This is a genomic window from Micromonospora zamorensis (assembly GCF_900090275.1).
In the GTDB taxonomy this organism is placed as follows: Bacteria; Actinomycetota; Actinomycetes; order Mycobacteriales; family Micromonosporaceae; genus Micromonospora; species Micromonospora zamorensis.
The window spans coordinates 4210737-4225590 of sequence record NZ_LT607755.1; the positions used below are offsets into that span (position 1 = coordinate 4210737).

Below are 14854 nucleotides of genomic sequence, written 5' to 3' on the forward strand. Positions count from 1 at the left end.
TTGCCGGTCACCGGCCAGGTCAAACCTCAACGAGGCGGTACACGTACCTCGATCTCCGAACCCAGCCTGGCATCGTTGGCCAGACCCAGGTCGTCCCCACTCCAGAACCGCCCCGGGTCGTACCAGTTCGGACGCCGCCCCGCCGGCAACAACCCCATTGCCTCGTAGGTCACCGCGACCACCTCGGCGCAGTACGCAGTCTCCAGTGCCCGATCCCGCTCCGCCGGGGTGGACGGGGTCGATCCGGTCGGCGTCGACTGTGGTGCCGGCCGGCCAAGGTGCGACAACGCCAGGCGGCCGAGCTGCGGCAGCGCAAGCTTGCCGGGGTGCGGCAGAGCCGGCACCCGACCACGCACCCACCGCCACGCCAACTGGGCCGTCGACGGGAACGGCGTGCCGTCCAACCGCGCGATCGTCCGCAGCACCGCCCGCTCCATCTCCCCGTCGGCCGGCGGGTCGAGCTGCCGCAGCCAGGCCCGTTGACCGTACCGGTTGGCCCACACGCCGACCGCGTCCCGCAGGTCGTGCAACTGGACCCCACGCTGGTGGGTGCCCGACCACAGATCGGGCAGCGACCTGCCCAGCTCCGCGTGCCACATCAACGGCGGCATGTCGTCGAGCACCACCGCCATCCCGACGTGGTTGACCGGGCTGTTGGTGGTGAACTGGATCGCCCGGTCCGGCACGCTGCGACCCCGGAACACCCACACGTCACCGGTGCGGGTCAACTCGACGGCCTCATCCAGGCTGATGCTCATGAGGGTCTAGCCTAGGCCGATGCGGCAACGAATGCGGTGGTGGAAGGTTCTCGGGCTCGCCGGCCTCGCCGGCGTCGCGGCTTCCGGCGTGGTCATCGCGCGCGCTGAACGGCGCCGACGCGCGTACACCCCGGAGGAGATCCGGCAGCGGCTGCTGGAACGACACGCCCAGGCCGGCGACGCCACGAAGCCCAGCGACCCCGCCTGACCACCCACCCCTGTGGATCGTCGACGGGGCACCTGAGCAGGCGCATGATCGATATCATCGGGGCATGACGACGCCTGTCGCACAACGGCCCTTCGTCCTGTCCCCCCCTGCTGCGCCGGTCGAACGGCACGGCAACGTCGACCTGCACCTGCCCACCCGCACCGACCCCGCCCCCGCCGTCGTGGTGGTGCACGGCGCCCCACTGCCGCCCGACGCAGCCGACCCGCGCGACTGGCTTCTCTACCGCGGCTACGGCGCACTGCTCGCCGACAGCGGCGTGGTCACCGCAGTGATCAGCTACCAGGTAACCGACCTGTCAGCCCTCCCCGCCGCGGCCGACGACATCGCCGCGATGGTCGAGCAGGTCCGCGCCGACCCGCGCGTCGACCCCGAGCGGGTAGTGCTGTGGTTCTTCTCCGGCGGAGGCCTCTTCGCAGCGGACTGGCTGCGCGCGGCACCACCATGGCTACGCGGGATCGCGCTCACCTACCCGCTGCTCGTCCCCTTCCCCGGCTGGGAGGTCGACCCCCGGTTCCTGCCCGTCGACGCACTCGACTCCGGTGCGCACGTCCCTCTGGTGCTGACCCGGGCCGGACGGGACATCCCACCGGTCCTGGCCGGGATCGAAGCGTTCCTCCCGGCGGCGACCGCCCACGGCTGGCCGATACAGGTGATCGAAATACCGGACGGTCAGCACAGCTTCGACATCCTCGACCACAACCCACAGTCGGAGGCCGCCGTCGTGACCGCACGAGACGCAGTCCTCGACCTGCTGAAGGCGACCTGACCCACTCCGCAGGTCTGTCGGTCGGCGGACCTCGGTCGACGGCTCTCCGCCCTCGGTCGGCCGCCCTCGGTCGACGGCTCTGGGCCCTCGGTCGACGGCTCTGGGCCCTCGGTCGGCGGCCCTCGGTCCTCGGTCCGCGGTCAACGGCCCTCTGGGTCTCCCATGATCGTGCTCGATCCAGGTTGTAGTGGCCTCGTCGGCGCCAAATGGGGCCTGTTTCCTGGATCGAGCGCGACCTTGGCGTGATGCGTCGCGTTTGACGTCCCCGGCGTGACTGTCCGGATCACCACCCCGGTCAAGATCCGCGCAACATCAGGGAACTTGCTGTCTCGCCGCGACGTGAGGCAGCACTTTCCCCGAAAGTGCGCGGATCTTGGATTGTCGGCGCCCGGGGTTGCGGGGTGTGGTGTCCGGTTCGGCGGATCCGGCCGTGGGGTGGATGTCCGGTTCGGCGTGGGTGTCCCGTGGTCGGGGCCACCCTGGGGGCGGAATCGTGGGCCGGGCGGGGTCGTTATACCTGGCATGCCACCGCGACTTCGGGCCGTGGGGCGCGGCAGCCGCCGGGAACACCCGACCGGCCGCCCCGGTTACATCCCCCGGAGCACGCAGGCCGGAAGCCCGGCGGAATGACTCGCCGGCCCGGCCGGTTACACACCCCGCACCCCCGAGCACCACAAGCCGGGGCCAGGTGGAATGACCCGCCGCCCCGCACCGTTACACCCTTCCCCGACGCCGGCCCCCCATGGCCGCCGGGCAAGAACCTCCAAAACTTTCCCCCCTTGCACGTACGGCACGCCCACCCCCCGGGCGTGCCGTGCACCCCCAATCGCAGAGGAGCACGCCATCATGCGTACCGATCTGATTCGTAAGACCGCTCTGACCGCTGCTGGCCTGGCCTTCACCGGCGGCGCCATCGTCGGACCCGTCACCACCGCCTTTGCCGCCCCGAACACCAGCAAGCCGGCGTCGCAGACGCAGTCTGACCGCAAGCCGTCTGGTGAGCGTCAGCTGGGCGTGCGCTACGAGGCCCAGCCGAACTTCTACTACTGCGGACCCGCCGCCGCCCGTAACGCCCTGAGTGTGCAGGGCAAGGACATCAGCGTCGACGCCATGGCCAAGGAGATGGGCACCACCGAGGCCGGCACCAACTCCATCAACGACATCACCCCCGTGCTGAACAAGGAGACCGGCAAGAACGACGCCTACCGGTCCGTGGAGATCAGCACCCCGGATGCTGACGCCAAGCAGACCGACAAGCTGCGCGCCGACATCGTCCGCACCGTTGACGACGGCCGGGCAGTAGTCGCCAACATCGCCGGCACCACCACCGACACCGACGGTGCTATCCACTCCTTCGAGGGCGGGCACTACATCAGCGTCGTCGGCTACCGCGACAACGGTCAGATCGTGAAGATCGCCGACTCCGCCAACCCGAACACCGCCTCCTACGAGGTCACCGTCGAACACCTCGCCGACTGGATCGCCACCCGCGGCTACGCCACCAGCTGACCGCGACTGACACGAAGCGAAGGGCCGGACCCCACCACGGGGCCCGGCCCTTCGGCACGTCCAGGTCAGGTGTCGCTGTGGGCGCGCGCCGGCTCGGTGTCGGGCGCCGGGGGCTCGGCGGCCTCCAGCCGATGGGCTCGTCGGCGCAGCCACCAGGTGCTGGCGAGGCCGGCGAGCACGGCGAGGACCAGCCCGGCCCAGGAGATGTCCTTGAGCCAGTGCTCGGCCGCCCGGCCCACGGTGAACAGCAGGTAGGTGGTGCCGAACGCCCAGACCAGCCCTCCGGCCGCGTTGGCCAGCAGGAACCGCCGGTACGGCACGTGCAGCGCCCCGGCGAGCGGCCCGGCCAGGATCCGCAGGAGTGCCACGAAGCGACCGAAGAACACGGCCCAGACTCCGTACCGGGCGAAGCTCTGTTCCGCGCGGGCAAGTTGGGCGGGGCCGAGATGGCGGGGGAAGCGGCGACCCAGTCGGGCGAGTAGTGGACGGCCACCCCGGCGGCCCACGGCGTACCCGATGGAGTCACCGACGATCGCGCCGGTGGCCGCGGCGGTGGCCACCCACTCCGGTTCCACCACGCCGGTGGCGGCGAGCAGGGCGGAGCTGACCAGGACGATCTCGCCCGGCAGGGGCACGCCCATGCTTTCCACGCCGATCACCCCGCCGACGAGCAGGTAGACCGCGATCGGCGGCAGCGACTCGAGCCAGTGCTGGACATCGAACACGGTGACCCCTTCCGGCCGGCCTCGAACCCTACCTGTGGCGGCCCGATCGCAGGGTGCACCGCGGCAGCGGTCCGGTTCAGGTGGCACGACCCACGCCCCGTAGGGCGTCCTAGGAGGCTAGGGGTGGTGGTGAACCGTGGAAGGCGCCAGCCGGGTTGCAGAACTAGCAAGACGGACGTACGGTTTTGTTGAGAGCGGAATCGGCGGTAAGTGTCACCTAACCTCGGCGGCCCCCCGACCGGTGCGACAGACTGCTCAGGACTACTCACGGTCGCTGGTGTGAAGGAGTACGACGTGGCGAGCCTCGACACCTTCGGTGCGAAGACCCAGCTACGCGTCGGAGACGCGAGCTACGAGATTTTCAAGATCGACAAGGTGGACGGCCACGCCCGGCTGCCGTACAGCTTGAAGGTCCTGCTGGAAAACCTGCTGCGGACCGAGGACGGCGCGAACATCACCGCCGACCACATCCGTCAGCTCGGCGCGTGGGACTCCACCGCCGCCCCGAGCGTGGAGATCCAGTTCACCCCGGCGCGGGTGCTCATGCAGGACTTCACCGGCGTGCCCTGCGTGGTCGACCTGGCCACCATGCGCGAGGCGGTGCGAGACCTGGGCGGCGACGCCAGCAAGGTCAACCCCCTCGCCCCGGCCGAGCTGGTCATCGACCACTCGGTGATCGCCGACCTGTTCGGCCGCGAGGACGCGTTCGCCCGCAACGTCGAGCTGGAGTACGAGCGCAACAAGGAGCGTTACCAGTTCCTGCGCTGGGGCCAGACCGCGTTCAACGAGTTCAAGGTCGTCCCGCCGGGCACCGGCATCGTGCACCAGGTCAACATCGAGTACCTGGCCCGCACCATCATGGAGCGCAACGGCCAGGCCTACCCGGACACCGTGGTCGGCACCGACTCGCACACCACGATGGTCAACGGCCTGGGTGTGCTGGGCTGGGGCGTCGGTGGCATCGAGGCCGAGGCCGCGATGCTCGGCCAGCCGGTCAGCATGCTGATTCCCCGGGTGGTGGGCTTCAAGCTGTCCGGCGAGATGCCGGCCGGCACCACCGCCACCGACCTGGTGCTGACCATCACCGAGATGCTGCGCAAGCACGGTGTGGTCGGCAAGTTCGTGGAGTTCTACGGCCCCGGCGTGGGCGCCGTGCCGCTGGCCAACCGGGCCACCATCGGCAACATGTCCCCGGAGTACGGCTCCACCGTGGCGATCTTCCCGATCGACGCGGAGACGATCCGCTACCTGGAGCTGACCGGCCGCGACGCCGCTCAGGTCGCGCTCGTCGAGGCGTACGCCAAGGAGCAGGGCCTCTGGCACGACCCGGACGCCGAGCCGGACTACTCCGAGCGCCTGGAGCTGGACCTGGGCTCCATCGAGCCGTCGCTCGCCGGCCCGAAGCGCCCGCAGGACCGGGTGCCGCTGGGCGCCGCCAAGACGCTGTTCCGCTCCGCGCTGACCGACTACGTCGCGGACGACTCCGTCGGTGAGCGTGACCTCAAGCCGGGCGTACCCCGCGAGGAGCTTCCGCGCGGCGCGAATGGCCCGGCCGACGAGGCCAGCGCCGAGTCGTTCCCGGCCAGCGACCCGCCGGCCAACGAGTTCAGCGACCCGGCCGACGAGCCGCGCGACCTGGAGACCGCCGCGGTCGGTGCCGGCGGTCGCGCCAGCAACCCGGTCCGGGTCACCGGTGCCGACGGTGTCGAGTACGAGCTGGACCACGGCGCCGTGGTGATCGCCGCGATCACCTCGTGCACCAACACGTCCAACCCGCAGGTGATGATCGGTGCCGCGCTGCTGGCCCGTAATGCCGTCGACAAGGGCCTGACCAGCAAGCCGTGGGTGAAGACCACCCTGGCGCCCGGCTCGAAGGTCGTCATGGACTACTACGAGCGGGCCGGCCTCACGCCGTACCTGAACAAGCTCGGCTTCAACCTGGTCGGCTACGGCTGCACCACGTGCATCGGCAACTCGGGCCCGCTGCCCGAGGAGGTGTCCGCCGCGGTCAACGAACACGACCTGTCGGTGGTCTCGGTGCTCTCCGGCAACCGGAACTTCGAGGGCCGGATCAACCCGGACGTCAAGATGAACTACCTGGCGTCCCCGCCGCTGGTGGTCGCCTACGCCCTCGCCGGCACGATGGACATCGACCTGGCCAACGAGCCGATCGGTGAGGACACCGAGGGCAACCCGGTCTACCTGCGTGAGATCTGGCCGAACAGCGCCGAGATCCAGGACGTCATCGCCCAAGCGATCGGCGCCACCGGGTTCAGCGCCGCGTACGCCGACGTCTTCGCCGGCGACGAGCGGTGGCAGTCGCTGCCCACCCCGACCGGTGACACCTTCGCCTGGGAGAACGACTCCACCTACGTGCGCAAGCCCCCGTACTTCGAGGGCATGCAGCAGGAGCCGAGCCCGGTCGTCGACATCGCCGGTGCCCGCGTGCTGGCCAAGCTGGGTGACTCGGTGACCACCGACCACATCTCGCCGGCCGGCTCGATCAAGGCCGACTCCCCTGCCGGCACGTACCTCGCCGAGCACGGCGTACCGCGCCACGAGTTCAACTCGTACGGCTCCCGCCGGGGCAACCACGAGGTGATGATCCGGGGCACCTTCGCCAACATCCGGCTGCGCAACCAGCTGGTGCCCGGGGTGGAGGGCGGCTTCACCGTCAACCACCTCACCGGCGAGCAGACCTCGATCTACGACGCCTCCGTGGCCTACCAGGAGGCCGGCATCCCGCTGGTCGTGCTGGCCGGCAAGGAGTACGGCTCGGGCTCGTCGCGGGACTGGGCGGCCAAGGGCACGATGCTGCTGGGCGTCCGGGCGGTCATCGCCGAGTCGTACGAGCGGATCCACCGCTCCAACCTCATCGGCATGGGCGTGCTGCCGCTGCAGTTCCCGGTGGACGTCACCGCCGAGTCGCTCGGCCTCACCGGCACCGAGACGTTCACCATCACCGGGGTGACCGCGCTCAACGACGGCGAGACCCCGCGCACCGTGCAGGTCAGCACCGACACCGGCGTGGAGTTCGACGCCGTGGTGCGGATCGACACCCCCGGTGAGGCGGACTACTACCGGCACGGCGGCATCCTGCAGTACGTGCTGCGCCGCATGATCGCCAACTGATCGCGTACGGCTGGTCGAGGGCCGCTCCCGCTCCGGCGGGGGCGGCCTTCGCCGTTCAAGTCGAGGAAGGCTCGCGGTCAGAGCGGGAGCGCGAGGGCAGCCAGCCGTTGGTCTATCGCCGCATCCACTTCCCGGACATCGTAGCCACGTAGCCGCCGTCGCAGGCTGGCCGCCCGCAGCGCGTCTCGCGCGGCAGCCCGTGACACAGCGCTGTCAGTAGCCAGAGCCCCATCGACCTCGGCAAAGAGGTTCTCGACCTGACGCATGTCATAACCGCGCAGAGCAACGACGAACGGCAATTCCATGTGGCGACCATATCGGTCGCCGGCTGCGCCCAACAGGGATGCGCGACAGGGACTCTCATCCGCTCGCGGATGAGGTCGTCGGCCCGGTCGATCACGGCCCGGCGCCCGACGGGGTGGGCCCTCAGCGCAGCCGCAGCGCGACCGCACGGGCCTCCTCGTCGGTGAGGGGCAGGAACCAGAGGAAACGGCGGACGATGGCGACCGGATCGGGGCCGCCCGGCTGGCCGCGCAGGTCGCGGATCGCCCGGCGGGTGATCCGCGAGAACTCGGGGATCAGGGTCGCTCGGCGGGCGAAGTCCGTCGGGGTCGCTCGCATTGTGGGGCAGGGCCAGTCCTGACCGCAGGCGTCGCACGTCCAGAGTGGGCCGTCGGCGGTGTGCGCGACCGGCGGGCCGCACCGGGAGCGCCAGCGTGATTCGGGTACGACGTTCGGCGCGCGACCAGGGCCACGGTACGGAGGGTGCCGTGGCCCGGTCGGGCGGGGCAGGCTCGGCCTGACCGGTGGCGGGCCGCCCGTCGGCTTCGGGTGGTTCCGGGGCCTGTCCTCGGGCATTCGTGCTCCCTCCTCGACGCTGTCTCAACACACCCTGCCGAGAGTTGCCAAGCCATCACACCGCGTAGAACTATTTCCTTCCGACGTCTGGAACGTTCTGAAGGGTCTGGGAATGAATCGAGTCGTACAGGCGGCGATGGTCGAGAGGGGCCACACAGCGGACAGTCTTGCTGCTGAGATTGGTGTCGATCCGAAGACGGCCGCGAAGTGGGCGAGCACGGGACGAGTTCCCCAGACGCGTCATCGCGCCCGGGTTGCCGAGGTGCTCGGTAGGAACGTTGAAGAGCTGTGGCCGGACGTGTTGAAGCGCCGGACGCCGGCCTGGTTCCGGCCCTGGGCCGAGATCGAGCGTGAGGCGGTGTCGCTGCGGTGGTTCGAGTTCGCGTGGATACCGGGTCTCTTTCAGACCAAGGCGTACGCGCTGGCGACGCTTGTCGGCGAGGCGTTGACGCCGGCCGAGGCCGATGATCTCGCCGAGGCTCGGCTGAGCCGGCAGGCCATCCTGCGGCGGGAACGCCCACTGCGAATCGTCGCGGTCCTCGACGAGGGAATTCTCCGGCGCACCCTCGACGGTGACCGGGCCATGATGCGCGAGCAGTGCGAGCGGCTGGCCGAACAGGCAGCCCTGCCGAACGTGTCGCTGTTCGTCGTGCCCACCGACGTCGGCATGTACCCGGGCCTCGGTGGGCCGTTCACGGTGGCGGAGATGCCGGACGGAGGGCGGGTCGCGCACGTCGACAGCCAGGCGCAGGCGCAGCTCATCGACAAGACCGCCGATCTTGCTAGCCTGGATCGACGGTGGGAGCGCATTCGCGACGGAGCCCTGTCGCGTGCGCAGTCCCTCAATTTCATCAGAGAAGCGGCGGCATCATGGACCTGACCGGCGCTCGGTGGCGCAAGAGCACCAAGAGTGGCAACAACGGCGGAAACTGTGTCGAGGTGGCCGACAACCTCGCGGGCGTCATCGGCGTACGTGACTCCAAAGACCCGGCCGGTCCGACGCTCGCCTTCGACCCGACGGCCTGGGCCCGATTCCTGGCTATGGCCAAGCGGGGCTGACCCCACTGCCCTACCCGGCGAGTTCGTTGGCCCGGTCGAGCAGCGCACGGCGTTCGGCGTCCGAGCCGACCATCGCCGCGGCCTCCCTGAAGAGCGCGGCGGCCCGCAGCCGGTCACCCTGCCGGGCGACCAGATCGGCCCGCACCGCCACGGCGAGCGGGTTGCCGTCCAGCCCTCCCCCGGCCTGCGCCGCGTCGAGCAGGCCCAACCCGGCGTACGGCCCGTACGCGTAGCCGTGCGCGACCGCGCGGTTGAGCGCGATCACCGGTGAGGGCCGGATGCCGATCAGCGCGTCGTAGGCCCGTGCGATCGCAGGCCAGTCGGTGGCGTCGGCGGACGGTGCGGTGGCGTGGCAGGCGGCGATCCGGGCCTGCCAGGCGTACGGCCCGTCGTGGCGTACCCGAGAAAGGGCGTCCAGGCCCTCGGCGATGGCCGCACGGTCCCACCGCGCGCGGTCCTGCCGTTCCAGGGTGAGCAGGTTGCCTGCGGCGTCCCGACGGGCGTCGCGGCGGGAGTGCTGGAACAGGAACAGTGCCAGCAGCGCGGCCACCTCGGACTGCTTCGGCATCAACCGGTCGAGCAGCCGGGCCAGCCGGACCGCCTCGTCGGCGAAGGCCGGCTCGCCGTCGACGACGTAGCCCCGGGTGAACAGCAGGTACAACACGGCGAGGACGCCGGGCAGCCGCTCGGTCAGCGCCGGCCCGCTGGGCACCCGGTATGGAATACCGGCCTGCGCTATGCGGGTCCTGGCCCGGGTCAGCCGTCGGGTCATTGTCGACTCGTTGACCAGCAGGAGTCGAGCGATGTCGCCGGTCGGCACACCGCAGACGGTTCGCAGCGTCAGCGCCACCCGGGCGTCGATCGCCAGCGCAGGGTGGCAGCAGGTGAAGATCAGGCGCAGTCGGTCGTCCACCACGTCCTCCGGGACCTCCGGGTCGGGCTGCCCCTCAGGCGGCGTGAGCAGCGCCAGGTCGTGCAGCTTGCGGCGTTCCACAGTGGCCCGCCGCAGCACGTCGAGCGCCCGGTTGCGAGCCACCGTCATGAGCCAGCCGCCCGGGTTGCCCGGCACACCGTCGGCGGGCCAGCGCTCCAGTGCGACGGCCAGCGCCTCCTGGGCGCAGTCCTCGGCCAGCGCCCAGTCCCCGGTAACCCGGATCAGGGTCGCGACGATCCGGGGGTACGCCTCGACGCTGGCGTCGCCGACGGCCTGCGCCGCCGCAGCCGCCACCGCGCCGGCCGGTGCGGGCGGGCGTACCGGCCGGGGCTGCGGTGTGGACAACTCGTCAGGCGGACAGGTCCGCGAACGGGCGCAGTTCCAGCCGCCCTTCGTGGGCCATCGGGTGCGTCCGCGCCACCTCGATCGCCTCGTCCAGGTCCGCGCAGTCGAGCAGGTCGAAGCCCACGATCACCTCCATGGTCTCCGCGAACGGCCCCTCGGAGACGAGCAGTTCACCGCCGCGTACCCGGACCGTGGTGGCCGCGGTGGTCGGAGCCAGCACGTTGCCGGTGAGGCGGCGACCACGGGCGTCGTTCTCCGCCACCCACTTGTGGATGTCGGGGAGTTCCGTCGGGTCGTTGTCCGGCTCGGTGTCGCTGCAAACGAACATCATGTACTTCATCTGGTCGCTCCCTGGTTTCTCGGGGTGTCGCCAGCATGACGTTCGGGCGGGAGCGTTCCGGACACCCTTCCGCAAAAAATCTCGGTCAGTTTCCTCCGGCGGCACGGCGGCGGGCCTCGCGGGTCTTCATGGCGTGCTCCATCAGCGTGACGAGCACCTCCTTGCTGGACTCCCGCTGCCGGGCGTCGCAGAGCAGCACCGGCACACCCGGGTCCAGGTTCAGCGCGGTCTGCACCTCGTCGAGCCGGTACGACCGGGCGCCCTCGAAGCAGTTCACCGCGACCACGAACGGCGTGCCCCGGCCCTCGAAGTAGTCGATCGACGGGAAGCAGTCGGCGAGCCTACGGGTGTCGGCCAGCACCACCGCGCCGATCGCCCCCAGTGCCAACTCGTCCCAGACGAACCAGAACCGGTCCTGGCCGGGTGTGCCGAACAGGTACAGCACCAGGTCGTCGCTGATGGTGATGCGGCCGAAGTCCATGGCCACCGTGGTGGTGGTCTTGCCTTCCACCCCGGACAGGTCGTCGATGCCGACCCCCGACTCCGTCAGCACCTCCTCGGTGCGCAACGGTCGGGTCTCGCTGACCGCGCCGACCATCGTGGTCTTACCCACGCCGAATCCACCTGCCACCAGGATCTTGATCGCGGTGGGCAGTGGGGGGGCTCCCGCCGGCCGGTCAGAGTGCCCGTAGTCCATTGATTACCGCCTCGAAGATGCTGTTGTCGGGAAGACCGGCCGTGGTCTGCGGCTCGCGGACCTGGACCAGGCTGCGGGCCGCCAGATCACCGAGGAGCACCCGAATGGTGCCCACCGGCAGGTCGAGATGGGCGGCTATCTCGGCGACGGACTGTATGCGCTGGCACAGCCCGATGATCGCCAGATGTTCCGGGCCGATACCGACCTCCGGCGTGACCTCGGCTCGGGTCGCGGTGACCAGGGAGATCAGGTCGAACGTGCCGGTGACGGGGCGGGCCCGACCGCGCGTCATGGCGTACGGGCGCACGACCGGACCCGCATGGTCGTCCACCCACTGATGGTCCGCTGCCTCACCCTGCACCGTCATGCCGCTACCTCTCGCTGGCCGGCTGCTCAGGTCCCCGGGACGGGGATGCGACGTACTTGCCGACGCGGGTGACGAGCATCGCCATCTCGTAGGCGATGAGGCCGACGTCGGCCTCATCGCTGGCCAGCACCGCCAGACAGGCGTTGCGGCCGGCCGCGGTGACGAACAGGAACGACGACTGCATCTCGATGATGGTCTGCTGCACCTGCCCGCCACCGAAGCGCTTACCGGCGCCCCGGGCCAGGCTCTGGATCCCCGCCGCCATCGCTGCGAGGTGCTCGCCGTCGTCCCGGCTCAACCCTCGGGAGGCGGCCATCAACAGGCCGTCGCTGGAGAGGGCGACCGCGTGCTCCGCCTGTTTCACCCGGCCCACCAGGTCATCCAGCAACCACGTCAGGTCGGCACTCGAAGCCGTCTTCTGGGCCACTTCGTCGTCCTCTTCTCGCCCGGCGTTGTCGCCGTACTCGTCTGGGGTTGACCGTCACGCTGCGCGGAGACCGCATCACCGGCAGCCGGTCAGGTCACGTCCGGATCCTCGGCCGGCTCCGGCGTCGCTGCCGGTTGGGCGTCGGAGGCGCCTCCCAGCAGCCGCGCCGCGTCGGTCCGACCACGCCGCGTGCCGGTCTGGTAGGAACTCATCATCTTGCGCACCTGCTCCGGCTGGCGTACCACGTCGTCGTGGTCGCTCTCCGTCGCGGGCTCGTCGCGCAACTCCGGCGCAATGCTCGCCTGCCGGACCCGGACCGGCAGGCCCGCGTTCGTCCGGTCCGCCTCGGCACGCTCCGGTCCGGGCCTGTCGTCACCGTTAACGTCCGACTCCATGGGGTCCGTGCCGGCCGTCGGCCGGGCGCCGTTGACCGCGGGCAGGCCGGTGGGCAACGTCGGGCCCTCCAGGGCCGGCTGCCCCTGGGTACGCCGGACCCGCGTGGGCAGCTCCGGCGTCCCGGTGGCCGGCGTCCCGGTGGCCAGCGTCGTCCGCCGCCGGGTGGGCAACGCGTCCGCCTCGGCACCGTCGGCCTCATCCGTTCCGTTGGCGATCCGCGCCTCGGTCGTGACCTGCGGTGTGTCCGAGTCGGGCGTTCCCGGTGCCGTCGGCCGCGCGGCCAGCGCCAGGGTGGCCGGGCGGACACTGTCGGAGGGGGCGGTCGGCCGCGCGGGCAGCGGGATCGCCGGCGAACCGGTCCGGATCCCGCCGGAGGTCTCCGCGTCCGCGGCCTCCGGGATCAGCTCCGCCGGGATCAGCACGACGGCCGTGGTGCCGCCGTACGCCGACTCCTTGAGCCGGACCCGCACGCCGTGCCGCTCGGTCAGCCGGCTCACCACGTAGAGCCCGAGCCGCGCGGCGTTGGCGAGGTTCAGCTCCGACTGGTCGACGATGCGGTCGTTCGCGGCGGCCAGGTCGTCCTCGCTCATGCCGAGGCCCCGGTCCTCGATCTCGATGGCGAAACCGTTGGCCACCAGCTGACCGCGAACCTCCACGGTGGTGTGCGGCGGGGAGAACGAGAGACCGTTCTCGATCAACTCGGCGAGCAGGTGGATGACGTCACCGACCGCACGGCCGGCCAGCGAGACCGGGCCGAGCGGCAGCACGTTGACCCGGGTGTAGTCCTCGACCTCGGCCACCGCGCCGCGCACCACGTCGACCATCGGCACGTTGCGCCGCCAGGCCCGGCCCGGAGTCGAGCCGGAGAGGACGATCAGGTTCTCCGCGTTACGCCGCATCCGGGTGGCCAGGTGGTCGACCCGGAACAGATCCTCCAGCTCCTCCGCGTCGTGCTCGCGCCGCTCCATCGCGTCCAGCAGGGTGAGCTGGCGGTGCACCAACGCCTGGGTACGCCGGGCCAGGCTGAGGAAGACCTCGCGGACGTTGCGCCGCAGCTCGGCCTGCTCGACGGCGGTACGCAGGGCGGTCTCCTGCACCGCGTTGAACGCCTTGCCGACCTGGCCGACCTCGTTGTTGCCGAAATCGAGGGGAGGCGCCTCGGTGGCCACGTCGACCTCCTCGCCGCGACCCAGGCGCTCCACCACCCGGGGCAGCCGCTCGTCGGCGAGCTGCCAGGCGGCCTGGCGCAACCGTTCCAGCTGACGCAGCAGGGCCCGGGCCGTGGTGATCGAGACGACGATGGAGGCGATGACGGCGAGCAGACCGAGGCCGGCGGCGAGCACCAGCCGGATGACAACCCAGATCGCGACCGGGGTGGCCCGCTGGACCAGCGCGTCCCCACCGACCAGCACGACGGCCTCCTGCTCCTCCAGAGCGGGAGCGAGGGCTGCCTGCCAGTCGTCGGCGGCGACCGGCAGAGGGGCGTTGGGTCGAGCGCTGGCGACCAGGCGGTCCTCAAGCGCTTGAAGCTTGGTGAAGGCCGGTCCCTCGGTCATCTGGAGGTACCGCTGGCGGTCGGCCTCGGGCAGTTCGGCCAGGGCCTCAGAGACGAGGAACCGCTGCGCGCCCACCAGGTGTGCGAACTGGGCTGCCTCCTTGTCGCTGATTCGACCCGCCGCCGCGACGCCGGCGAAGAGGGCGTCCTCCTGCGACATCAGCTCACGCACGCGGAACAGCTGAGTGAGGGTGACGGTGTCCTTGGCGATCTGCTCGTCGTCGAGCTGACCCATGGCCCCGTAGACCCGGAAGAGCCCATCGAGGACCTCGGTGTACGCCGCCGCCGCGCCAGCCCGGTCCACCGTGCCGGCGACAACGGCCTCCCGCATCTGGCCGAGCCCATCCAGCCGGGTGATCACCGCGTCGATCCGCGTGATCAGCTCGTCGCTCGACGCGAATCGGGCGCGCCAGTTGCGGGACGCCTCGGCGAAGGCGGCGGACTCCTTCTCGCTGCGCTCGTGCTGGGCCTGCAGCTGCTGCACCATGCCCGGGTCGCGACGTCCAAGGTAGGCCACCGACAACCGGCGCTCCCGCTGGAGCTCGGTGAACAGCGATTCACTGGGTTGGGCGACCTGCGCGTCAAGCGTCTGCACACCGAGCACGTTGAACCCGTCGCGCAGGGTCACCCACGCCGCGAACGCCCAGAGCGCGGCGAGCGAGACCAGCAGGGCCACAATCTTGGTGCGCAAACTTGCACTGCGGGAAGCCATCCCACCCGTCCCTCGACCGTTTCGATTGGCTGAATGAGCCCAGCC

The 14854-nt window shown here is 70.6% G+C and carries 16 protein-coding genes; 6 read left to right on the plus strand and 10 right to left on the minus strand.

Annotated elements, in window-relative coordinates:
• Positions 1-26: 26 nt before the first annotated feature.
• A complete protein-coding gene (locus GA0070619_RS18395) occupies positions 27-758 on the minus strand; it encodes a hypothetical protein (protein WP_088949201.1) in 732 nt (243 codons plus the stop codon).
• A gap of 19 nt (positions 759-777) precedes the next feature.
• Between GA0070619_RS18395 and GA0070619_RS18400 the strand changes: the two genes are divergently transcribed.
• From GA0070619_RS18400 to GA0070619_RS18410, 3 genes are all read left to right on the plus strand, one after another.
• Positions 778-966, plus strand: coding sequence for a hypothetical protein (locus tag GA0070619_RS18400; RefSeq protein WP_088949202.1), 189 nt, complete (start codon positions 778-780; stop codon positions 964-966).
• A gap of 64 nt (positions 967-1030) precedes the next feature.
• Complete coding sequence (locus GA0070619_RS18405) at positions 1031-1753, plus strand: dienelactone hydrolase family protein (RefSeq protein WP_088949203.1); 723 nt, start codon at positions 1031-1033, stop codon at positions 1751-1753.
• An 846-nt stretch (positions 1754-2599) separates the two neighbouring features.
• Positions 2600-3262, plus strand: coding sequence for a C39 family peptidase (locus tag GA0070619_RS18410; RefSeq protein ID WP_088949204.1), 663 nt, complete (start codon positions 2600-2602; stop codon positions 3260-3262).
• A gap of 65 nt (positions 3263-3327) precedes the next feature.
• On the opposite strand, the gene GA0070619_RS18415 is transcribed toward GA0070619_RS18410, so the two are convergent.
• Positions 3328-3987, minus strand: a complete 660-nt coding sequence (locus tag GA0070619_RS18415; protein ID WP_088949205.1) for a DedA family protein — start codon at positions 3985-3987, stop codon at positions 3328-3330.
• Positions 3988-4266: 279 nt separating this feature from the next.
• Here GA0070619_RS18415 and GA0070619_RS18420 point away from each other — a divergent pair, with 279 nt between their 5' ends.
• Positions 4267-7119, plus strand: a complete 2853-nt coding sequence (locus GA0070619_RS18420) for an aconitate hydratase (RefSeq protein ID WP_088949206.1) — start codon at positions 4267-4269, stop codon at positions 7117-7119.
• Positions 7120-7196: 77 nt separating this feature from the next.
• On the opposite strand, the gene GA0070619_RS18425 is transcribed toward GA0070619_RS18420, so the two are convergent.
• Entirely contained in the window at positions 7197-7424 is a 228-nt protein-coding gene (locus GA0070619_RS18425; RefSeq protein WP_088949207.1) for a hypothetical protein, read from the minus strand.
• Between the two features lie 121 nt (positions 7425-7545).
• On the minus strand, positions 7546-7740 hold the full coding sequence (locus tag GA0070619_RS18430) for a hypothetical protein (protein WP_231927096.1): 195 nt from the start codon (positions 7738-7740) through the stop codon (positions 7546-7548).
• A 349-nt stretch (positions 7741-8089) separates the two neighbouring features.
• On the opposite strand from GA0070619_RS18430, the gene GA0070619_RS18435 reads away from it, so the two are divergent.
• Together GA0070619_RS18435 and GA0070619_RS18440 are read left to right on the plus strand one after the other, a co-directional pair.
• Positions 8090-8857, plus strand: a complete 768-nt coding sequence (locus GA0070619_RS18435) for a DUF5753 domain-containing protein (protein ID WP_088949208.1) — start codon at positions 8090-8092, stop codon at positions 8855-8857.
• A complete protein-coding gene (locus tag GA0070619_RS18440) occupies positions 8848-9036 on the plus strand; it encodes a DUF397 domain-containing protein (RefSeq protein ID WP_088949209.1) in 189 nt (62 codons plus the stop codon). Before GA0070619_RS18435 ends, GA0070619_RS18440 begins: the two co-directional genes overlap by 10 nt.
• 10 nt (positions 9037-9046) lie before the next feature.
• On the opposite strand, the gene GA0070619_RS18445 is transcribed toward GA0070619_RS18440, so the two are convergent.
• The 6 genes from GA0070619_RS18445 to GA0070619_RS18470 form a co-directional block, all read right to left on the minus strand.
• Positions 9047-10315 (minus strand): RNA polymerase sigma factor, encoded by a 1269-nt coding sequence (locus tag GA0070619_RS18445; protein WP_412535384.1) that lies wholly within the window; start codon positions 10313-10315, stop codon positions 9047-9049.
• 4 nt (positions 10316-10319) lie between these two features.
• Positions 10320-10655, minus strand: a complete 336-nt coding sequence (locus GA0070619_RS18450) for a YciI family protein (RefSeq protein WP_088949210.1) — start codon at positions 10653-10655, stop codon at positions 10320-10322.
• A gap of 85 nt (positions 10656-10740) precedes the next feature.
• Positions 10741-11352: a GTP-binding protein gene (locus GA0070619_RS18455; protein ID WP_088949211.1), complete on the minus strand. Its 612-nt coding sequence runs from the start codon at positions 11350-11352 to the stop codon at positions 10741-10743.
• Entirely contained in the window at positions 11333-11719 is a 387-nt protein-coding gene (locus GA0070619_RS18460) for a DUF742 domain-containing protein (RefSeq protein WP_088949212.1), read from the minus strand. Before GA0070619_RS18460 ends, GA0070619_RS18455 begins: the two co-directional genes overlap by 20 nt.
• A gap of 4 nt (positions 11720-11723) precedes the next feature.
• Positions 11724-12146 (minus strand): roadblock/LC7 domain-containing protein, encoded by a 423-nt coding sequence (locus GA0070619_RS18465; protein WP_088949213.1) that lies wholly within the window; start codon positions 12144-12146, stop codon positions 11724-11726.
• An 89-nt stretch (positions 12147-12235) separates the two neighbouring features.
• The gene (locus GA0070619_RS18470) at positions 12236-14788 is read right to left on the minus strand and encodes a sensor histidine kinase (RefSeq protein ID WP_462686451.1); all 2553 of its coding nucleotides are present in this window, start codon (positions 14786-14788) and stop codon (positions 12236-12238) included.
• Between the last annotated feature and the right edge of the window lie 66 nt (positions 14789-14854).